This is a genomic window from Bradyrhizobium sp. R2.2-H (assembly GCF_004346455.1).
Classification (GTDB): domain Bacteria; phylum Pseudomonadota; class Alphaproteobacteria; order Rhizobiales; family Xanthobacteraceae; genus Bradyrhizobium; species Bradyrhizobium diversitatis.
Map to the genome: position 1 here is coordinate 35,762 of NZ_SMBR01000004.1, position 14,966 is coordinate 50,727.

Consider the following 14,966-nt stretch of genomic DNA (forward strand, 5'->3'; position numbering starts at 1 on the left):
TCATGAGCCCCACCACTCAGATCAGCGCGCCGACCCCGATCATCAATTTCGCATGCCCCTCAAGCGGTAAGAATGCGGCCATTCTGAAGGCCGACTTGGAGGCGGCCCTGGAGGCGGTGCGCCGTTGGGCGCCGATCGAGGATGAGCTCAACATCGCATTTGATAAGACCGCGCCAAAACCAAAGGTCTACGGCGGGCAAAGCGGTGCGCTTCGGATTATGGTCGAGGGAAGGCCCAACCAAGAATTTCCTGTCGAGGACTGGTTTTATCGACACCGAGAAGACATTGAAAAAGACTTCTCGATCGAGATCGCTCAGGTAAAGAGCGAGGATGAGCGCTCCGCTAGCAAGACGAAGTATGATGCCTTGCTGACGGAGTTTGATCGGCAAGATCGGGCCCGCGTCCAATCGATGTCCAAGGAACTCCGCAAAGCAAAGCGAGAACTGCGGAAGGCTCATGATGCGTGGACCGCGGCGGAGCAGGCGATTTCCGACTATCGGCCGCAAAGCTTGCAGGAAGCTCAGGAGCTCCTGGCCTTCTGCAGCCGCGACACCGAAATCTTTCCCGAAGAGTTCGACCTCAAAAGAGTGATGCAAAACGCAGCCGACGCGATTGCCGACCACTTGCGCACTTGATGCCGACCAAAGAAGGAGCCGCCTTTATGCGGCAGATGACGCTAAGCGATCTAGTGAGCTTGGCCGACACCAATAGCGGTCTCATGGATGGCACCATGGGGCCGCTTCGATCGGTCATCGCGAGCCATGACGTCGTGGTTGGTATCTGGCCGGATCGAGCTCAGCCGGAGGGCTGGAGCACAAGGGTTCTTAAGGGGCTTCGTGTGGTCCAGGAAGCGGCCCACAGCGCCACAGACTATCAGTGCAGGCTCACCGCCATAAGGTGTGAGAGCGCCTCTCAGGCCCACGGCTTGGCCCTCGTTTTCGGCGATCAGAATGATCACAGTGTAGGAGTACCGACCGATGACGGACGAACCGGTCCACCAGAAGCTTGACGTCTTGACCTGCTCGTTCATGGAGGCCAGGGGCGAGACAGGTCGGGCCCGCAGTTCGATTGTCCGAACTCAATGGTTGACCTGCGCGATCTGCATTCTTGCCGTCCTGGTCGCGGCAGCCACCATTTTCAGATCGGTGCCGGCCTGAACTGGACGACGCCGCCCTTGAGCGAGCACCCCAAAACCATGGATGAGGCCGCAGCGTTCTTCCGGGTCAGCCGCCGCTGCTTCCAGGACTTCTTGCGCGACCACCCGTTTTACCGGACGATGGGGCGACGTAAGCTTTTCTTCCCCGAGCACCTGGCCCGCCTCAAGGAGGCTTTGTCAGAGCCATGCCCCTCAGCCTCCGCCCTCCGCGCAAAGGCAAGACGCCCAACTACGAGATCCGGGGAACGTACCTCGGAGTCTACGTTGAACGAACTACGGGCACTCCTGAACTTCGGATCGCCAAGCGGGTCCTCAAGGATATCAAAAAGGCAATCGAACGTGGTGAGTATCGGAAGCGCGAGGAGGTAGCTCCCGAGGCGCCAAAGCCGCCGACTTTTGCCGATGCCACCCTCGCCTACCTGAAGGCTGGCGGCGAGGCCAAGTTTCTCGGAAAGATCATCGAGGCGACCGGCGAGCACGCCTTACGCGATAAGCCGCTGTCCGAGATCGACCAGCTGGCGATCGACAATGCAGCCCGTGGCGTCTACCCCCTCGCCCCGGCAACCACCCTCAACCGCCAATTCTACACGCCGGTGTCCGCTGTGCTGAAGCACGCTGGCATCGAGCTCAAGATCAAGCGACCCAAGGGCTGGCGCGGCAGCAAGGCAACCGAATGGCTCGAGCCGGAGCAAGCCTTTGCCGTGATCCGGGAGGCCTATGGCATCGAGCCGGAGTTTGGCCTGTTCTGCCTGACCCTGCTTTACACAGGGATGCGGCTCGGGGACGCCACTGAAGAGGCCCTACTGCGTGGGCTGCGGCTCGACCAGGCCCTGCTCTACCTCGGCGTCACGAAGAACAGCGAGCCCCGCCCGGTGCATCTCCCGCCGATCGTGGTCGAAGCCTTCCGGAAGCAGCCCCCGCGCCTTGAGAGGCCTCGCAAGGCAGCTGGGGTGGTCTTGGCGAACGGTGCGGCCGGCCGCAACCGAGCCGGCGCCGGTGCGCCCTTCCTCGAGCGTCATCCGGACGAGAAACTGTTTCGCTTCTGCAAGGGCGGCCGGCTCTACAAAATGCTGTATCTGGCCCTGGACCGCGCCGGCGTCGTGCTGCCGCGGCGCATGCGCGGCTTCCACATCTTCTGCCACACCTATGGGACCTGGATGCACCGGTACGGCGGGCTGGACACCTACGGCCTAACTCGGACCGGGCGCTGGAAAGATCCAGACTCGGCAGACCGGTACAAGCACACAATGGCTAGCGCAGAGGCACGCCGGGCCGATCTGTTGCCGGTGCCGGAGGCGAAGCCCGCTCTCATTGGCCTAGATGCTCGCAAGAAGGAGGCCGCCAACTAGGGCGACCTCTGGTCAATTGCAATACACCTGATTTCCGAGCCGTTGGCACGAGCGGCCGTTACTGAAGTAAGTCGTATTGCCCAAGGTCTGGGCCGACGTTCCATCGCTGAAAAAAGTGTTGTTTCCGAGGTGTTGGGCGGTGCTACCGTCACTGTTATAGGTCGTGCTGCCAAGACGCTGGGATGTCGAGCCGTCGTTCCAGTGGGTCGTATTCCCCAGCCGTTGGCCCGTTAGTCCATTATCGCAGTAGGTTTGGTTGCCCAGGAACTGACAATTCTGAGCACTGGCTGCAGAAGCAGACACGGCGATTACAATGGCCAGAAGAATACGCATTTCTGAAATCCCCTCTGTTGAACGCGAGCGAAAATGCAGGTTAGGGCAATTGGAGCACTGCTACCGTGAATCAAGGACACCACAGATCAAAGCAGGATAAAGACCACGGGGGTTCTTGCAAGTTAGGAGGCCAGCGCCATCGTCATGTGGGGACGCCGGAAATGCAAGCTGAGTCTATATCGTCCCGTATTTAGTCATAGACTTTTATCCCGCTTCCGAAACTGGATTACCCGCCCGGGGCCTGAAGGCTTCCGACGCGGCACCGGCGGTGACGGGCGCGGAGGATCTGCCTCAAATGGCGTCCACTCTAATTCGGCTCGCCCGTAGACAACAAACCACCATGCCTCGGTCAGAGAGGCGCCGGCCCACGGAAACTCGTCAACCGGCGACGTGTCGTCTTCCGGGTCCCCAGGATCCAGAGGCACAGGCTTGGCCGGGCTCTCCCACATGACACCACCCGCCGGCAGCTCGACGTACTCGCACTCCGGCACGTCGGTGCACTCGTCGACGACTATTTCCAGGTCGTCCTCATCGTCGGCGACGAAGATGCCAACCAAGTCCCGAGTCTCGATGATGCGAACGAGGTAAGCGGGCACTATCCATCCTCCAGCAGATAAGGTGCCCCTTGGGCGCCCTGCATGCAAATGCCCCTTACTGCCTATTGCGCTCGCCCTTCGGTTGCGATTGAATACCAGACGAGACTCAGGCCAATTTTTCCCGGAGGCCTCGTTGAAACAGAATTTATTGATTTTGATATTGCTTCTCTGCCTTGGCGCCACCCTTAATCCCGCGAACGCTCAAAAACGCAGTCCCGGGTTTGAGGGTGGAATGCTGGGCCCAGTAGTAGACGGTGGATTCGACCCCGTATTTACTCCTTTGCCCGGCCCAAGACCGAGGCCCGGCCCTCCCCGTCCGCGTCCGTTTGACCCGTACGGTTGCGGCCCCCGCTGTGGGAGCAAACACTGCTGCGTCGCCCTTAATCCGAACGATTTAGACGGGCTACGAGAAGCCTTCAGACTTGAGCGACTTCCCACTGGATCGTGGGAGCGCTCGGTCTGGGAAACTCGAAAGGACCTTCAAGGCGCGAACTTCAATTTTGTGAAGAGTTTTCGGCCACCAAACATATCTGAAAAGTGAAGAAGCAGGCGTGACACCACTCCTTGATCGCGCATGCGGAGCCGGCTCCTAAGCCGCGTTGCTGTGCTGGCAAATTACTGCGTTTCGACCGCGAGGTCGCCAGTATCGGGCATTGGCTTGGCCTGCTCTTCCACATCACGCCGCCGGCCGGGAGCTCGACATATTCGCAGCCTGTCGCGTCGGTGCACTCGTCCATCACAAGGGCGATATCGTCCTCGTCATCGGCGACAAAGCTGCCGACGAGATTACGGGTAGCAGTATACGACGAGGTAAGCGGGCGCTCCGCGCCATCCCTCAGACTGCTATTCATGCCAAGCGGCTTCTCTTGCCAGTGGCTCTTTCATCCTGTTGCTCTTGCCCTATGGATGAGAGAGCATTTGCCGATTTGGCCCCCCTTCTCTTGGAAGTTCGCTATGGCTAGCGTCCCTACCGACGAATGGATCATCGAACTCGACCAGCATGATCCGCGGAGTGCCCGGCTTTTAGCTGAGCATACAATTGAACATCTCATATCGATGGTTGCGTTTGATCTTGCGTCTGCGGTCGCCAGTGGCACAGTCAAGCCAATGTTCGAACCGTCAAAATGGTGGTCAAGATACAGGCGCTTTGCAGCCGTCATACGGCTCGACAAAATAACCTTTGATATCCTCATGAACGGAAGATCAGGCTATCGCGCGCAGTTCTACGTAAGCCTCGAGGATGGAAGGCGATTTAATCGGTATTTGATTGACAGTCTGCTACCGTCTTTGAAATTGGCTTGGGAAAGAACGAATGAAGAGCCTTGGGATGAGGCACTACGTTCGTTGCGAGACTCAAGTGCGAAGATCTGGCCAGAGATGGACGATGAGGCGCTGAAGGGGCAGCCCAAACTTCGGGCGACGATGTGGCAATTCAACTGCGAGGCAACGGGCGCTTGCACGATCGGAATGCATTTGTTCTGCACATGCCCTCCAACTATCGAAGTAAAGGGTGGCTGGATCTCGGATCGATCCGCCGAGCCTTGGGTGCCTATGGGTAAACGCGCTCGCGACGAACTGCTGCGATGCTTTGGCTTCACGTAACCTTGCACGGCCATATTGCGGGGGGTTACGCTGACGGTAGAATCCTCGCACACCCACCGCCCGCGCGTACAGGATCGAAATGCCGCTTTATCACTCGTCCCCCACGCTGCTTGGTGCTGGAAGCGTAATACTTCCGGGCAATTATGGCCGCATCATCGATTGATGGGTAGTAGCCACACGTTGTGGCAACGCGAGCAAACGTTAGAGGAAATCCGGCAGCAACAATTTCCGGCTAAACCGTCCCGCTTGGCTTCGACTTTTTGCTGCACGAACTTGGATACCGCTCGCTTCTACATGAATGTCCCTGCGCTCCAAGGCAATAGAGCTACTCTTCATCCAGTGCTCTACGAGGTCGAAAAGGTGAATCCATATGCGATCGAACACATCGCAGATTTCAACGTCATTCAGCCATTGCCCGGGAGGCCCGAGTCTATGGTACAAATCGCCGTACGATATTGGGAAGCTTCTCTATGGACGGCCATTGCGGACGCACCAGGAATCCGATGCGAGGAGATGGTAACACTCTCACCGCTTCGCGTGGTCAAACGGATTGACTAGGGCTCCTTGCCCAGCTCGAGCAGCCCAGATCTATCAAGAATCCAGTGAGTCAGGCGGGTTTAGGACCAGCGGTCGTTTCGGCAGCGCCTGAGATCTCGGCAATCCATCGCAGTCGCACGCCTTTGCCCCTGGTGGGCTTGGAGTCGCCGCAGCGTCACGGGGAAAGAACGGGGAAACCGGGCCGAGCGGCAAATTTACCAAGTGGATCAATCGCAGGTCTGGCCTTCACACGGGAGAGGTCCAAGGTTCGATCCCTTGTGCGCCCACCACGCTTCGCCAAAGGCTTCGCGTGGCGCAGCCACGCCCAATAGTAGCGAAGCGTGTCCGGCGTAGCTCGAAGAGCGTAGACGGACCGGGAGTCTTGCTTCCGCTCTGTCAAAAATTCGAAAACAACCCCATGCACAGTAGACGGCGCCAGCGGAATCAAGGGGTTACGCTTTTTCCGAATTTTTCTTGCTCCGTCGGGCAAAACAGGGGCATGATGGCATCATCGGGAGGGGTGCACGCTTGATGAGCATGCTGCGCCTGATGGTCCGCGCCGGATCTCCGGCTAGAGATCAGGCATGAGCTGGATGACGCTCTCTCGCCGTTCTTCGAAACTCTGGATACGAATCGCGATCGCGGTGCTTGCTGTGGTCGGCATTGGAATCGCGGCTATGGTTGGTCTCATCTGGTTCGCACTCGAAGGGTTTGCCAGCTGCCGCAACGTGGTCCTTAGCTCGACGCGGTCGCCCGACGACACCAAAGCGGTGCTTATCTTCAGGCAGGAATGCAACGCAACGGTACCGGATTCCACATATGCCAGCATCGCACCGATGGACCGGACCTTTTCGCCCGATCGCAACCACGCGTTCCTCGGCTTCGTTGGACACGCGGAGATACTGCCCAGTTGGCGCGGGAGCAACGTCGTCGAAATTGCAATGATGCCAGGGATCGAACGGGGCTTCATCCGGCACGATGAGTCGGTCGGCTCGGTCCAGATCGACTACAAATGATCTGAAGGCTCGGCAAATAATCGCACACCTCACGGGGTACAAACCGGCAATCGCTGTTCTGCAATCACACGCACCGGCGGAAAAGCAACGCAATCCATCACGTCGAACAGCACGCTGATGCTGCCGTTGAACGACTGCGCGAAGGCGATCGCGTCATCACGCTTTGCGTCGGCGATTTGTGTACCGAGCGTGCAATGGGGTCGCCAGTTGCCGGGCCGATAGTGCAGCCGACAAAAGGCTGGATCGATTGCAGCGCTGATCGAAGCGTGCCATCTGACGAGCGTTTCATCGAATTCCGGCTCCGCCCAGAGCACAAGCGGCGGACCTGCAAACCAACGAATTCGCTTGAACGCGACCAGCAATTGCCCTTCGTCCCCTACTGCGCGGAGCATGGTCTGCCACGCGGTCTTCGCGGTGATCTCGCGCGCATCATAGATGGCGAATGTAAAATGCGGGCGATAGCCGAGAGCCCTCATCGAAGGCTGGTTCTCAAACGTGGCAACTTCATCCCACAAGGCTTCGATCCGCTTTGCGGAAGAATCGTCGGACCGAATGTTGATAGCCAAAGCCATGGGCCGGTCGCTCCATGCGCCAATGCCCGATTGATCTATCTCGGCAGCGGATTGCCGACCTCTTCCGCAAGCGGGAGAGGTGAACGAACCTCGCGGCGATCGAGCCTCCATTCGTCGTCATTGCAAGTGCGCCGAAGCAATGACGGAGCAGGCTTCAGGCCGCCTTCGGCCGCCAAGCGGTATAGAAGCCGATCAGTGTCCCCATGGCGACCAGCGCGGCCGCCAGCAGCACCTGCAATTCGCCATCGTCGGTGGGGCCGATGGACGACACCAGCCGGGTCACGATGACGAACAGAATGCCCACTGCGGCCGCGGCGCCCACGCAGAGATAGGCGAGCTCGCGCGTCAGGCTGCGGCCGAGCAGTCCGAGCGCCGTGAAATACATCGAACAGGCGTTGGGATGAACGAACAAGGCAATGCGCGCATAGCGGCCATAGGCGTCGAACAGGGACTCGCATCGGCGCAGGGCCGCCTTCGAAGCCACCCGCTGCAGAAACGGCCTGAAGAAACGCGCCTGTCCATAGCTGAGAACGGCGCCCAGGATGATGGCGAGCCACGCCGCGACGAATACGGAGCCATCCACGGCCTTCGGACTGAGCGCCACGGACATCAGGATGAGGGCGGTGCCGGGAAAATAGCCGAAATACGGGAAGACGGCTTCCACCAGCACGCAGGCGAACATGAAGGCTGGAAACCATGCCGATCCGGTCGCGCCATGGACGATGGCGTTCAGGTCGAACAGGCTCGTCCTGTACAGAACGAGATACATGCACATGGCCAGTCCAGCCAGCGCGTAGAACGGCAAGGCTCCGGACAAAAACCGTCTCATCCAATCATCAACTTCGTTTGGCGGAGACGACGGCCTCGCGCTGTTCCGGATCATACTTTAGGCCGATGGGATTGCTGCTGTCGATGGCACTCTTTGCCACGCAATCCTCGCCTGGAATTGCGCGTGCTACGCGATCGACAGAATCTCGATCTCCTGCGCGCCTGAACCAACGACGTCTCCGACCGCCTTTCCCATCAGCGACCGCGCAACCGGGGCGACGAACGAGATCGACCCCGCTTTCGGATCGGCTTCGTCCTCGCCGACGATGCGGTAGGTCTGCACGCGGCCATCGTTGCGGCTGAACGTTACCGTGCTGCCGAAGGCGACGACGTCGGTCGCGGTCGGATTGGGCATGACCTGCGCCGTGCGCAGCCTTTCGGTGAGATAGCGGACGTCGCGCAAGGGCACGGCCGACTGCCGGCGCTTCTCGTTGACGTCATCGATGCGTTGCGCGGCTTCATAGGCCTCTCGCGCTTCGGCAAGCTGGGTCTGCAACGCCTTGTAGCCCGCTTCGGTCACGAGGTTCGGATGCGGCGAGATCGGGCGATCCGGCAACAGCGTCTCGGACGCGGTTTCGGCGCTCTCTTCCTTGGTAAAAGCGACGCTCAATTGAAGATCCTGTCGAGCTGTTTTGGATGGCGACGCCGCGCGCCGCCGATTGCACTGAACTATATCTCAAGTTCGACGAAACGGCGCAGCTTGAAGACAAGGTCCGGCATGGCCTGGCGGAACCGCGTTGCATTCTGGAACGTGGTCGAGAACGGCGCGAAGGTGAGCATGGCGTTCCAGTTCCGGAAGCCATAGACCGTGACCGAAACGCCGGAGCTCGGGAAATTCTCCAGCTTGCGCAACTCGCCGAGCACGAGATCGGCGATCGCCTCCGCCGGCAGCAGGCGCTTGCCGTCCCGCGTGGTCGCGATTTGCGCGGGCGGCTCGACCGGTGTCGTGGCAGCCGGCGCGTCATCGGCCGCATTCCTGGCCGTGGCCGGTGCCGGATCGGAGCTGGACGTCTCGCCCGGCTCCATTCCATCCGCCGGCACGGTCGGCGGACCATCGGCGAGCGGTGCAAAACTGTCTGCGCGCCTGTTTCCTCCCAGGATGCCGCTGATCATCGCCACAAGGCCCGCGTCCTTCACCTCGTCATTCATTGCTCCCCCGGGGCATCGGTCTACTCTAGCACCGCTCTCGCAGACCGCCACCGACGATGGCACCGGCGGCATGACGTTCGGTCGCGTCATGCCGCCTGCGATCCGCTACCGCTTGTCGAACGGAATATACTGCTGGTACTGCTTCGGCACTGAGCTGCGGTAGCGCGCCGGCACGGTGCCGGTGTCGATCGAATGATCGATCTCCTGCTGCCGGGTCATCTTCTTCTTCGCAGGCTTCTTCGATGCGCTCTTCCTTGCGTCGGTCGGCTGGCTGGAGCTGTCGGTGGTTGCGCTTGGCGCTGTCGTCGTCGCGGCAGGCGCAGCACTTGTCGCGGGAGGCGTAGCAGTTCCGCCGGCGGGCGGGGCACTTTGCGCCAGCGCAAGCGGCGTCTGCATCGTGAGCAGCAGCGCGGCCGTCGCAGCCAGCAAATATGAATTCTGCATCAGAACCTCCAAAATGCCTGATCCGAATGAAGGCAAGCCTAGTCCCGCGGGATCGAGGCTTGCAAGTTCGTCGAATAGCCCGGAACCCGCGCGCGAACTGTGGTGGAGATCACATTGCCCGCCACCGGCTGCGGTCACGATGATTTCACCTCGAACGCATCCGGCGTCGCGGACACCAATATAGGCATGACCGTGCATCAGACAGTCCAGCGGGAACGCCAAGCACGGCCGTTCCATCCTCGAAGGAGATTGAAATGCGTCGCACCATCCTCACGCTTGCATCGTTCGCGACCTTGATCGCCGCGTCGTTGTCGGCGGCACCGGCCCAGGCCGCAAACGACAGATATTGCCTGCAAGGCCGCCACTGGGGTTACCCCGGCAACTGCCAGTTCGCCAGCTATCAGCAATGTGCCGCCACGGCATCCGGAACGTCGGCCTATTGCGGCATCAACCCGCGCTACGCCTACTCGCAACCCTATTATTATTGACGAGTTGGCGGCGCGCACACCACGCGCGCCGCGCTCGATCATACCGTTCTCGTGCTGACCGTCTGGGGCTGCTTAACCCGGCCGGCAGATCGGGCGAACTTCGGGTAAGGGGTCCAAGCGGGAACGGTCGGCCGCGGAGAGCTGTGCATCGCGCACTTCATTGCCGCAGCCAGGAACCTTTTCAGCGCGGCGCGGTTGGCGTCGCGATGGCGACCGAGTTCGGCCGCCGCTCACGAAGACCGCGCGGACGAGTGCCCTGAGCGGCCGTCCTCTGCAGTGTCGTCCTGCGCCCTTGCAGCTGACATCGGTGCACGCTCAGCGGACGACGGGACAGGGACAGCAAATGAGGCCTGTAGCGCGACAGCCCTTCAAACCACGCACCACCGAAGAACTGATGGCGCTGCTCAGCGCCGTCGCGACCGCAATTCTGACCGTCATCATCATTTCGATGCTCTATTTCGGCCGGGATATCTTCGTGCCCGTTGCGCTGGCTGTTCTCCTCAGCTTCGTGCTGGCGCCGCTGGTCGGAATGTTGCAGCGCATCCGTGTCCCGCGGGGATTGGCGGTCGTCAGCGTGGTCGTCGTTGCGTTCATGCTGATCTTCGCGATGGGAAGCCTTCTCGCCGCTCAGCTGACGCAACTCGCGGGTGACCTGCCCCGATATCAATCGACGATCAGCGAGAAGATCCAGGCATTTCGGGATACCAAGGCCGGCAGGGGCACGCTGGAGCGTGCATCCGACATGCTGAAGGATCTCAGCAAGGAGCTCGATAAACCGAAAGACGCCCCATCCGCGCGGAGCCCCGGCATGATCGCGGGCTCGAATCCCTCCGCGCCACCGGTCCCGGTCGAAGTACGCCAGCCCGATCCCGGCGCGTTGGAAAGTCTACGAACCTTGATTTCTCCGCTCATTCATCCGCTCGCGACCACCGGCATCATCATCATCTTCGTCGTCTTCATTCTCATTCAACGCGAGGATCTGCGTAACCGTTTCATCCGGCTGGCGGGCTCGTCGGATCTGCAGCGTACGACCGCTGCGCTGGACGATGCAGCGAGCCGCCTCAGCAAGCTGTTTCTGACCCAGCTCATCCTGAACGGCGCATTCGGCGTGGTGATCGGCACCGGCCTCTGGTTCATCGGAATTCCAAGCGCGATTCTCTGGGGCATCCTTGCGGCTGCGCTTCGCTTCGTGCCCTATGTGGGCGCTGTCATCGCGGCCGCATTCCCGCTGGCGCTGGCGGTCGCCATCGATCCCGGCTGGTCGATGCTGCTTTGGACGCTCGTTCTATTTCTCGTCGTCGAACCGCTCGTGGGCCACGTCGTCGAGCCGATGGTCTACGGCCGCAGTACGGGGCTCTCCCCCGTCGCCGTAGTCGCATCGGCAACGTTCTGGACAGCGCTTTGGGGACCGATCGGGCTCGTCCTCGCCACCCCCCTCACGATTTGCCTCGTGGTCCTCGGGCGGCATGTGGAGCGACTGGAATTTCTCGACGTCATGTTCGGAGACCGACCGGCGCTCTCTCCTCCGGAAATATTCTACCAGCGGATGCTGGCGGGGGATCCCACGGAAGCGGCCGAAAAGGCCGAAGAGTTCCTGAAGGAGCGTTCGCTAGCTTCGTACTATGATGAGGTCGCCCTGAAGGGTTTGCAACTGGCGCAAGCCGACGCCGAGCGCAATACGCTCGACCAGGAACGCCTCACGAAGATCCGGGACGCCGTCAGCGAATTCGCCGCCGATCTTGCCGATCAGGACGACCGGCCGCCGGCGAGGAGCAGATCGACCACCGATGCCGAGGCATCGTCCGCGGTGGAAGGCGTTGCAGAGAATGCGGCCAATGAACACTTGCCTTACCTCCGCAGGGAAACTCTCCCGCCGGATTGGCAGGGTGAACACCCCGTCCTGTGCGTGGCCGGACGTAGCCTGATCGATGAGGCGGCCGCGATCATGCTGGCTCAGCTCTCGACTGAGCACGGCCTCGCTGCGCGGGTCGAAGCGGCAGCATCGCTTTCCACGACGAACGTCTTTCGCCTGGATACGACGGGCGTTGCGATCGTCTGCCTGGTCTATCTCGATGCCCGCGCCGCGGCACACATGCGGTACTCCGTCCGGCGTCTGAGACGGAAATTGCCGAAGGCAACCATCATCCTGGGCTGCTGGGTCAAAGACATGGACCCGGCGGCCCTGGAATTGCTGCGCGAAGGCGCCAAGGCTGACCTCGTTGCGACGAGCATCGGCGAGGCCGTCAGACTGTGCATCGAAGCGACGGGGGCAAGGGAACACGGCCACGAAGCAGGGACGGATAAATCCACAACGGCTGCAGCGTGAGGCCGCCATCGATGTCGGCTCCGGGCGACAAGGGGGCGACGCTGCCAGACGGAGCGACCTCCGCCTCATCCTCGAAAGCTGACCTTATGTGAGTACGCGTGCTACGGCGCGGCGCCGAGCCCGACCTCAGCGAGCCGCGCCGCGAACCAGCGCGACAGCGGCTGATCGACGATGCTGCTGACATACACTTCCGAGATCTTGACGCCTTGCATGTCCAGCACCAGCAGCAGACCGATCCAAAAGGGAAACCAGACATGCACGTCGGTCAGCGCCCGCAGCTTGTGCTCGTCATGCTCGAGCGGCGTGTGATTGCTTGCCTTGCGGATCTCGATCGCGAGCAGATTGTTCGGGATCTCGCGCTGATGCACGACGACATCGGGGTAGATCGACTTGCCGAGATGGTCGTCGGTCGAGATGATCGTGCCGTGCGGCAGATGCAGCGTGCGCTCGCCGAGCCTGTCGTAGTTGCAATCGACTGACCAGCCCGGAAACTGCTTCTCCAGATGCACGGCGAAGCGGTGGGTGACCGCCCGCTCGCCGACGTCCTTCTCGAACAGGAAACCCTCGTGGGCGTAGAAGTCCTGGAGCGCCGCGATCACCTTGTTCAGCTCGGTCTGCATCGTGCCTCCGGGCTCATTCGACCTTATGCGTCCCGACCGGTCTCTCGCTCCCTCTCCCCGTTCTTACGGGGAGAGGGTGGGGTGAGGGGCCGTCTCCGCGAATTCGGTTGGAATGATAGGTGGAAGGCCCCCAATGCGCGAGTCGGATAGATCTCTACCTGAGTTCACAGCCTGCCTTGCCCCTCACCCGGATCGCTGCGCGATCCGACCTCTCCCCGCAAAAGAGCGGGAAGAGGTAAAGATGCATGCTACATCTGGACTTCGATCAGCCGCGGTCCGGGCTCGGCGACCGCTTCGGCCAGTGCCTTGTTGAACTCGTCGGCATTGGTGACGGCGCGGCCTGGCACGCCCATGCCCTTGGCGAGCGCGACGAAATCGAGCGTCGGACGGTCGAGCCTGAGCATGTCGTTGGCGCGCTGGCCGGGCTCGCCCGCGCCGACATTGTCGAACTCACCACGCAGGATCTGGTAGATGCGGTTGGCGAACACGATGGTGACGATGTCGAGGTTCTCGCGCGCCTGCGTCCACAGCGACTGGATCGTGTACATCGCGCTGCCGTCGCCGACCATGGTGATCACCTTGCGATCCGGACAGGCGATCGCAGCGCCGATCGACAGCGGCGTGGAGAAGCCGATCGAGCCGCCCATGTTCTGGAGCCAGTCGTGCGGGGCGGCGGCCGCCGTCGGCGGGAAGAAGCCGCGGCCGGTGGTCAGGGATTCGTCGACCATGATCGCGTTCTCGGGGATCGCACAGGCGATCGCCTGCGCGATTGTGGCGAAGGTGAGCGCGCCGGTCGGCTTGACCAGTTCGGCCAGAGCCTGCGGCTTGACGTCCCTGGCGCTGGCCTTCACCGCGCCGGCGAGCGCCTCCAACGCCGCGACCGAGTTCTCGCCCCAGGAGGTCATGCGATGGACCTCGCAACCTTGCGGCTTGAGCATGCTCGGCTTGTTCGGATAGGCGAAGAAGGCCACGGGATCGTCGGACTCGACCAGCACGATGTGACGGAACTTCGCCAGCATCGGCAGGGCCTGATCGATCACGTAGTGGATGCGATCGATCGAGAAACGGCCGCGGCCGCGCGCCATCTTGGGGCGGAAGGTCGGGCCCATCACGGTGCAGCCGGTCTTGCCGGCGATGCGCTCGGCCAGCGCCAGGCCCTGCTCGCTTAGGGCGCTCCCGGTCATCAGGAGCAGCGTGCCCTCGCCGTCGCCATGCAGGATTCTTGCGGCCTGCTCGACCGCCTGCGGCGAATAGCTCGCACGTTGCTGCTCGGCCGGAACCTCGGCGATGCCGTCGGCCTCGTTCCAGGCGGTGTCGGCGGGCAGGATCAGGGTCGCGATCTGCGGCGGCGCGCTCTTGGCGGCGGCAATCGCCGCGGCACCGTCGGCGGCGACCGATTTGGCGTCCGGCGAGGTGCGGACCCAGGACGACATCGGCCGGGCCAGGCCCTCGATGTCGGAGGTCAGAGGCGCGTTGTAGCCGATATGGTAGACGGCGTGCTGGCCGACGATGTTGACGATGCCGGAGTTCGCCTTCTTGGCATTGTGCAGATTGGCAAGCCCGTTGGCGAGGCCGGGGCCGAGATGCAGCAGGGTCGAGGCCGGCGTTCCCTTCATGCGGAAATAGCCGTCGGCAGCGCCCGTCACCACGCCCTCGAACAGGCCGAGCACGCAGCGCATGCCCGGCACGCGGTCGAGCGCTGCGACAAAATGCATCTCGGAGGTACCGGGGTTGGTGAAGCAGACGTCCACCCCACCCTTAACCATCGTCCGCACCAGGCTTTCCGCACCGTTCATCCCAAAGCTCCCGCAACCGGCCATGTCCAGATATCCGTCCGATCAATCATTGTTCGCGCGTCCCGTCAAAGCAATAGCCGGCATCGCCGCCCTGCCCCGCGCGACGATGCGCCGGTTTGGCTAATGGTTTTCGGCAAATTGTGGTTGCCGATTT

Annotated in this window: 18 protein-coding genes; 7 read left to right on the forward strand and 11 right to left on the reverse strand. The window is 61.6% G+C overall.

Annotated elements, in window-relative coordinates; all coding sequences use genetic code 11:
- The first annotated feature begins 2 nt into the window (after window positions 1-2).
- Window positions 3-635 carry a hypothetical protein gene (locus EDE08_RS11085; protein ID WP_131869370.1) on the forward strand — a complete coding sequence of 211 codons (633 nt, stop codon included), beginning with the start codon at window positions 3-5 and terminating at the stop codon, window positions 633-635.
- Between the two features lie 443 nt (window positions 636-1,078).
- On the opposite strand, the gene EDE08_RS11090 is transcribed toward EDE08_RS11085, so the two are convergent.
- On the reverse strand, window positions 1,079-1,309 hold the full coding sequence (locus EDE08_RS11090; protein ID WP_131869369.1) for a hypothetical protein: 231 nt from the start codon (window positions 1,307-1,309) through the stop codon (window positions 1,079-1,081).
- 32 nt (window positions 1,310-1,341) lie between these two features.
- Here EDE08_RS11090 and EDE08_RS11095 point away from each other — a divergent pair, with 32 nt between their 5' ends.
- Complete coding sequence (locus EDE08_RS11095; protein ID WP_131869368.1) at window positions 1,342-2,505, forward strand: site-specific integrase; 1,164 nt, start codon at window positions 1,342-1,344, stop codon at window positions 2,503-2,505.
- A 12-nt stretch (window positions 2,506-2,517) separates the two neighbouring features.
- Here EDE08_RS11095 and EDE08_RS11100 read toward each other — a convergent pair whose 3' ends face one another.
- From EDE08_RS11100 to EDE08_RS11110, 3 genes are all read right to left on the reverse strand, one after another.
- Window positions 2,518-2,838 carry a hypothetical protein gene (locus EDE08_RS11100; protein WP_131869367.1) on the reverse strand — a complete coding sequence of 107 codons (321 nt, stop codon included), beginning with the start codon at window positions 2,836-2,838 and terminating at the stop codon, window positions 2,518-2,520.
- Window positions 2,839-3,032: 194 nt separating this feature from the next.
- On the reverse strand, window positions 3,033-3,434 hold the full coding sequence (locus EDE08_RS11105) for a hypothetical protein (protein ID WP_131869366.1): 402 nt from the start codon (window positions 3,432-3,434) through the stop codon (window positions 3,033-3,035).
- Between the two features lie 494 nt (window positions 3,435-3,928).
- Window positions 3,929-4,285 (reverse strand): hypothetical protein, encoded by a 357-nt coding sequence (locus EDE08_RS11110; RefSeq protein ID WP_131869365.1) that lies wholly within the window; start codon window positions 4,283-4,285, stop codon window positions 3,929-3,931.
- Window positions 4,286-4,388: 103 nt separating this feature from the next.
- Here EDE08_RS11110 and EDE08_RS11115 point away from each other — a divergent pair, with 103 nt between their 5' ends.
- The 3 genes from EDE08_RS11115 to EDE08_RS11120 all read left to right on the forward strand — a co-directional run bounded on the left by EDE08_RS11115 (window position 4,389) and on the right by EDE08_RS11120 (window position 6,589).
- Window positions 4,389-5,036, forward strand: coding sequence for a hypothetical protein (locus EDE08_RS11115; RefSeq protein ID WP_131869364.1), 648 nt, complete (start codon window positions 4,389-4,391; stop codon window positions 5,034-5,036).
- Window positions 5,037-5,198: 162 nt separating this feature from the next.
- Complete coding sequence (locus tag EDE08_RS39645; RefSeq protein ID WP_502700595.1) at window positions 5,199-5,594, forward strand: DUF2441 domain-containing protein; 396 nt, start codon at window positions 5,199-5,201, stop codon at window positions 5,592-5,594.
- 563 nt (window positions 5,595-6,157) lie between these two features.
- The gene (locus EDE08_RS11120) at window positions 6,158-6,589 is read left to right on the forward strand and encodes a hypothetical protein (RefSeq protein ID WP_131869363.1); all 432 of its coding nucleotides are present in this window, start codon (window positions 6,158-6,160) and stop codon (window positions 6,587-6,589) included.
- Window positions 6,590-6,618: 29 nt separating this feature from the next.
- On the opposite strand, the gene EDE08_RS11125 is transcribed toward EDE08_RS11120, so the two are convergent.
- From EDE08_RS11125 to EDE08_RS11145, 5 genes are all read right to left on the reverse strand, one after another.
- Window positions 6,619-7,161 (reverse strand): 2'-5' RNA ligase family protein, encoded by a 543-nt coding sequence (locus EDE08_RS11125; RefSeq protein WP_131869362.1) that lies wholly within the window; start codon window positions 7,159-7,161, stop codon window positions 6,619-6,621.
- Between the two features lie 154 nt (window positions 7,162-7,315).
- On the reverse strand, window positions 7,316-7,990 hold the full coding sequence (locus EDE08_RS11130; protein WP_131869361.1) for a hypothetical protein: 675 nt from the start codon (window positions 7,988-7,990) through the stop codon (window positions 7,316-7,318).
- A gap of 126 nt (window positions 7,991-8,116) precedes the next feature.
- Window positions 8,117-8,599: a transcription elongation factor GreA gene (gene greA, locus EDE08_RS11135; protein ID WP_061878984.1), complete on the reverse strand. Its 483-nt coding sequence runs from the start codon at window positions 8,597-8,599 to the stop codon at window positions 8,117-8,119.
- 59 nt (window positions 8,600-8,658) lie between these two features.
- Window positions 8,659-9,138, reverse strand: coding sequence for a hypothetical protein (locus EDE08_RS11140; RefSeq protein WP_131869360.1), 480 nt, complete (start codon window positions 9,136-9,138; stop codon window positions 8,659-8,661).
- Window positions 9,139-9,243: 105 nt separating this feature from the next.
- The gene (locus EDE08_RS11145; RefSeq protein ID WP_061878982.1) at window positions 9,244-9,582 is read right to left on the reverse strand and encodes a hypothetical protein; all 339 of its coding nucleotides are present in this window, start codon (window positions 9,580-9,582) and stop codon (window positions 9,244-9,246) included.
- Window positions 9,583-9,836: 254 nt separating this feature from the next.
- Here EDE08_RS11145 and EDE08_RS11150 point away from each other — a divergent pair, with 254 nt between their 5' ends.
- Window positions 9,837-10,070, forward strand: coding sequence for a DUF3551 domain-containing protein (locus tag EDE08_RS11150; protein WP_131869359.1), 234 nt, complete (start codon window positions 9,837-9,839; stop codon window positions 10,068-10,070).
- Window positions 10,071-10,464: 394 nt separating this feature from the next.
- Window positions 10,465-12,396, forward strand: coding sequence for an AI-2E family transporter (locus EDE08_RS11155; protein ID WP_131869358.1), 1,932 nt, complete (start codon window positions 10,465-10,467; stop codon window positions 12,394-12,396).
- A gap of 101 nt (window positions 12,397-12,497) precedes the next feature.
- Here the strand turns inward: EDE08_RS11155 and EDE08_RS11160 are convergent, their stop codons facing one another.
- Together EDE08_RS11160 and EDE08_RS11165 are read right to left on the reverse strand one after the other, a co-directional pair.
- Window positions 12,498-13,016 (reverse strand): hypothetical protein, encoded by a 519-nt coding sequence (locus EDE08_RS11160; protein ID WP_131869357.1) that lies wholly within the window; start codon window positions 13,014-13,016, stop codon window positions 12,498-12,500.
- Window positions 13,017-13,264: 248 nt separating this feature from the next.
- Window positions 13,265-14,812, reverse strand: coding sequence for an acetolactate synthase large subunit (locus tag EDE08_RS11165; protein ID WP_061878978.1), 1,548 nt, complete (start codon window positions 14,810-14,812; stop codon window positions 13,265-13,267).
- Window positions 14,813-14,966: the final 154 nt, after the last annotated feature.

Coding starts and splice junctions, on each gene's coding strand:
- EDE08_RS11150 (WP_131869359.1), top strand. CDS start 9,837: ATGCGTCGCACCATCCTCACGCTTGCATCGTTCGCGACCTTGATCGCC.
- EDE08_RS11115 (WP_131869364.1), top strand. CDS start 4,389: ATGGCTAGCGTCCCTACCGACGAATGGATCATCGAACTCGACCAGCAT.
- EDE08_RS11130 (WP_131869361.1), bottom strand. CDS start 7,990: ATGAGACGGTTTTTGTCCGGAGCCTTGCCGTTCTACGCGCTGGCTGGA.
- EDE08_RS11085 (WP_131869370.1), top strand. CDS start 3: ATGAGCCCCACCACTCAGATCAGCGCGCCGACCCCGATCATCAATTTC.
- EDE08_RS11100 (WP_131869367.1), bottom strand. CDS start 2,838: ATGCGTATTCTTCTGGCCATTGTAATCGCCGTGTCTGCTTCTGCAGCC.
- EDE08_RS11140 (WP_131869360.1), bottom strand. CDS start 9,138: ATGAATGACGAGGTGAAGGACGCGGGCCTTGTGGCGATGATCAGCGGC.
- EDE08_RS11145 (WP_061878982.1), bottom strand. CDS start 9,582: ATGCAGAATTCATATTTGCTGGCTGCGACGGCCGCGCTGCTGCTCACG.
- EDE08_RS11160 (WP_131869357.1), bottom strand. CDS start 13,016: ATGCAGACCGAGCTGAACAAGGTGATCGCGGCGCTCCAGGACTTCTAC.
- EDE08_RS11120 (WP_131869363.1), top strand. CDS start 6,158: ATGAGCTGGATGACGCTCTCTCGCCGTTCTTCGAAACTCTGGATACGA.
- EDE08_RS11155 (WP_131869358.1), top strand. CDS start 10,465: ATGGCGCTGCTCAGCGCCGTCGCGACCGCAATTCTGACCGTCATCATC.
- EDE08_RS39645 (WP_502700595.1), top strand. CDS start 5,199: ATGGGTAGTAGCCACACGTTGTGGCAACGCGAGCAAACGTTAGAGGAA.
- EDE08_RS11095 (WP_131869368.1), top strand. CDS start 1,342: ATGCCCCTCAGCCTCCGCCCTCCGCGCAAAGGCAAGACGCCCAACTAC.
- EDE08_RS11110 (WP_131869365.1), bottom strand. CDS start 4,285: ATGAATAGCAGTCTGAGGGATGGCGCGGAGCGCCCGCTTACCTCGTCG.
- EDE08_RS11125 (WP_131869362.1), bottom strand. CDS start 7,161: ATGGCTTTGGCTATCAACATTCGGTCCGACGATTCTTCCGCAAAGCGG.
- EDE08_RS11165 (WP_061878978.1), bottom strand. CDS start 14,812: ATGAACGGTGCGGAAAGCCTGGTGCGGACGATGGTTAAGGGTGGGGTG.